The 4,252-nt window shown below is 36.0% G+C and carries 5 protein-coding genes; all 5 read left to right on the top strand.

The annotated features are described in order from the left end of the window. Nucleotides 1–110 precede the first annotated feature (110 nt). The 5 genes from QYB95_RS18935 (at nt 111) to QYB95_RS18955 (ending at nt 3,835) form a co-directional block, all read left to right on the top strand. The gene (locus QYB95_RS18935; RefSeq protein WP_301139929.1) at nt 111–281 is read left to right on the top strand and encodes a hypothetical protein; all 171 of its coding nucleotides are present in this window, start codon (nt 111–113) and stop codon (nt 279–281) included. Between the two features lie 189 nt (nt 282–470). Then, nucleotides 471–1,025 (top strand): site-specific integrase, encoded by a 555-nt coding sequence (locus QYB95_RS18940; protein ID WP_301139930.1) that lies wholly within the window; start codon nt 471–473, stop codon nt 1,023–1,025. 124 nt (nt 1,026–1,149) lie between these two features. Continuing rightward, nucleotides 1,150–1,353: a MerR family transcriptional regulator gene (locus QYB95_RS18945; protein WP_301139933.1), complete on the top strand. Its 204-nt coding sequence runs from the start codon at nt 1,150–1,152 to the stop codon at nt 1,351–1,353. A gap of 942 nt (nt 1,354–2,295) precedes the next feature. Further along, nucleotides 2,296–3,243, top strand: coding sequence for a hypothetical protein (locus QYB95_RS18950; RefSeq protein WP_301139931.1), 948 nt, complete (start codon nt 2,296–2,298; stop codon nt 3,241–3,243). A gap of 16 nt (nt 3,244–3,259) precedes the next feature. After that, nucleotides 3,260–3,835, top strand: a complete 576-nt coding sequence (locus QYB95_RS18955) for a MerR family transcriptional regulator (protein WP_301139932.1) — start codon at nt 3,260–3,262, stop codon at nt 3,833–3,835. Nucleotides 3,836–4,252 lie beyond the last annotated feature (417 nt).

The raw sequence follows: 4,252 nt of genomic DNA on the forward strand, positions 1-4,252 counted from the left end.
CAAAAAGCATGACTTTCGAGTCATGCTTTTTTATTTATCTCTAAAAATAAATTCATCGGTTAAAAAAAATCCCATGACTCAAAATAAATGAGTATGGAGGTGAAATGAGAATGGATAAAAAACAAAATCAAAACAACAAAAATGAAGAGTTTGCTGAGGATTTAAACTTGGATCAGAATCGTGAGCGTGAAATAGATTTAAATCGTCATCGCAATCGTGAGGAATTCGCAGAAGATTTAAACTTCAATCGCAATCAAATCAATCACAATCGAGAAAGTTAATAAGTACACCTTAAGGATTTCCTTCTTCAAACACCAAGTATTAGGTGTTTTTCATATTCTAAGAAATCTTTCAAATGTATTAAAATGTATATTTTCGTACATTCATATCTTTGATTTTGCTCACTTTCTTCTAATGTGATACAATAAGGTGCATTAAATGTATGTTATTGTATGGTTAGGAGCGAAAAAATGACGAAAGAAAAGAATGTGCAGCCGTTACGAACAGCCCAGGAAATTGAAGATATGCGATGGGCTCTAGCGCGCTATGCGAGCGCACGGGATCTGTTTCTGTTCAATTTAGGGATTAATACGGGGTTACGAGTGAGCGATCTGGTGCCCCTGACCGTCAAAGATGTCAAAGGAAAGATCCATTTGGTCATCACGGAGCGAAAAACCGGGAAACCCAAACGGTTTATGTTTCCTAAAGCAATCAGGGAAGCGATTGAAGACTATATTCGAGGGATGCAGGAGGAAGATTACCTGTTTCCAAGTCGCAAAGGGAATGGGCCGATCAGCACGACACAAGCGTATCGCGCTTTGCAAAAAGCAGCTGATGCTCTCGGACGAGATGATATCGGTACGCATACCATGCGAAAAACGTTCGGTTACCATCATTACAAGCGAAATAAGGATGTGGCCACATTGCAAATATTGTTTAATCATTCAGCCCCATCGATTACCCTGAAATACATAGGGATTACCGATGACGAAATTGATAAGTCATTGGAAAACTTTTCGCTTTAAGTCGATTTGGAAGAGAAAATCCCTTGAAAAGATAAAAAGGCTAGCCACCTTGTGAGTATCTAGCCCCTCTTTCAATAATGGCTTATAGCCAATTTACTAGAGTGATAGATATGATGATATTCGCATTGAGAGTAATCGAAATTCTCGTAATCATCGCGAATATACGCAACATGACTTGAAGATTTTAAAGGCTATGCAGTATCTAAATCGTGAGAAATCAATGTCCTTAGAGGATTCGGCGAGTAAAGTATCGGCATCCGATTTCGATCCTAACGCTTTATTATCGCAACAATTACCGCAAATTGCCGCTCAAGATGACGCGAGGTGAAATCCAGAATGGATAAAAAACAAAATCAATAGTCGCTACGTGAAAAATTCACTTTGTCGGAGGCAGCCGATTTACTAACGAAAGATTTACAGGGTAAACAAGATAAATCGAACTTTGAGGACTTGGTGGATCGCGTCGCTGAATTAGAAGAGAAATACGAGAATTTATACGGAAAATTCGAAAAGGTACTAGAATTACAAAAACACCTTCTTTTCTTATTCGAAAATTATATATAAAATCATAGCGCTATAACGCGTATAGACAAGCTGTTAAAGCACGTCATAACGTTTTAATCGTTTTAGCAAATAGCTTAAATACTATGGTAGAAATCGGATAAAATCTAACATCGCGACAATTACGCTACAGAGTTATCTGTTTCACTTCATAACGCCAGTAGGCACTATCGGCCAACATGGTAAAAAATCGGTGGGAATTGGCAATGGGATACATGAGAGAATTAATAAATGATAAATCACAATGATTATGTTGGAATTAATAAATGATTAAGTATGTTCGTCTGTTGTTTTTCCAAAGGATTTTAGTAAAAGGATCAAAATTTATATTAGAGGAAATTGTATAAAATTTTTTTAATACTTAATTATTTAGTTGCCATTGCAGATTGACCAGGTTTAGTATATCGTTATAAATATTGAGACAATTGAACGGAAAATAAAAAAACAACCCTGCGGAAAGTAAAAGGTCGGCAAACCGATTACTTTCCCTCACAAACCGTGTCGAGACCACGGTGCAAGTTTGCAGAGTTGATTTATACTAAATTATATGACGTAATGTCTATCGTTATTCTATATGATAGAGAATGTTATTTCAATAGTAAAGTATAAACCAATTATCGCTAATAGTCGCTAATAAGCGCTTGCATCGTTATTGAAAAACACGATTGCAGGCGCTTTTTCTTTTCCGAAATACTGGAGGAAAACGACTATGAAAACTTTAACAGCATCAAATCAACGCGTACAATTCTATTTGAATCATACTAAGGAGAAACCGTCGACGTCTGCTACACGTAAGCGACTAGAAGCGCTACAGACTACGCTAGAAGAACGGAATATCATGATAGACGAGATGTTTCCACATAAACAGTTAGCGGTCGTTGATCGCATTATTTACTTAACGAGCGGAGCAGGAATCACAAAAGTAGGTGCTGATAGGTTAGCAGAGAAATGCAAAGTATCAACAAGGACCGTTACAAGCGCTGTAAGAGCATTAAAAGAAACTGGTGAGTTTATCGTTGGTCGATTAATTAAAACGAAAGGCGGTGCCGGTAAATATATTTTCGTGGATAAAAAACATCCGAACTTCCGTGAAATTATGCGCGATGTATTCTCGTTTTCCGACTACAAATTTGCACAACTAACTGCGGAACAAATTGCTGAACAGGAAATCATCGAATCCGTTGAAGCTGTAAGTTCGAATGAAGAAAATAAGAGTCCTAACATTAATATCTATTTTAAAAAACAAGAAAAAAATAACTATATAAGTGATATAGTTAACGCTATTAAAGATTCAATTGAAGAAGAAGTGCACCCAAGTCGTGAATACGTCGAAGAATATGCTTCAAATTCGCTTCAAATTGAGTTCTACGACCTCCTAAATGGATTAGCTTATCCAAAACCTATTGACGCTGTAAAACACATTCTAGCGCTTCGTATAGGCTCTGATTGCGACATTAAACGCTTTATTAAAGCGAAAAATATCGTTCATTCTATCTCTATGCGAATTTTAGATGGCTACGAATTTGATAATATCCCAGCTGCGTTTACTGCAGCTCTTATAAAGTCTGAATCATATGAAGTACCACCGGTAAAAGCAGAACCAACGTATCCAAAACGGTCAGTATCATTTTATAATTGGCTTAACGAACGTGAATAAATACGGAGGTGAACACATGGAACGAATTAGTGCAAAGATAGTGGCAGAAATGCTCGGCTTTACAACGACCAATTTAAAACATTACGCTGCATTATTAGAACAGAACGGATTAGAAATCTACCGAAATTCACGTAATCATCGCGAATATACGCAAGATGACGTGAAGATTTTAAAGGCAATGCAATACCTAAATCGTGAAAAATCAATGTCTTTAGATGATGCAGCAATTAAGGTGACGTCATCTGATTTCGATTCCGACGCTTTATTATCGCAACAATTACCGCAAATTGTCGCTCAAAATGACGCGAATATAAGCGTAGTGAAGCAAGAAAGCGACAGCGCCTTACGCATATTGGCGGAATTATCTACGCTTTTGGCGGAGCAAAAGGCCATTCGTGAAGAACTTATTGCTCGAGATAAATTACAAATTGAATTTATGAGTACAATCGATGGTAAATTAGCGCAACAAGCGGAAGCGATGAAGGAACAGGCAGCGACAATCGAGGCAATAAATATGGAATTAGAAACACTTCGAAAACAGCAGGAAGAAAAGCCAACCTCATTTTGGGGTCGACTATTTGGCCGTAAATAACTTCTATAGAAATGTAATAAAGCTGAACTCAGCAATTCACTATACGTTTCTTAGGGAAATTATATCCATATAATATTTTCGATAAAAAATGAAATTTTTCTCAAAAATATATTGACCTTATATTTGTTTGTTGGTATTATTATTTAGCTGTCGCAAACGACTTAATTATTTAAAAAAAGATCTATTGACAGTTGATTTATTAATGATATAATATAATTCCTGTCGATTTGATAGGTTTTAAAAAAACTTCTAAAATCTATTTACAATGCAATATTATTCTGATATAATATAATTCCTGTCGCTAAATGTGACATTGAAAAATGAACCTTGAAAACTGAACAACAAAACGTTAATGAATATCGTTTCTTCTATTAAGTTAGAGAAACAAAATTTTGGACATCAAAATTGATGCCAGCA

The sequence above is a fragment of the Ureibacillus aquaedulcis genome, from assembly GCF_030418165.1.
GTDB classification, from domain to species: domain Bacteria; phylum Bacillota; class Bacilli; order Bacillales_A; family Planococcaceae; genus Ureibacillus; species Ureibacillus aquaedulcis.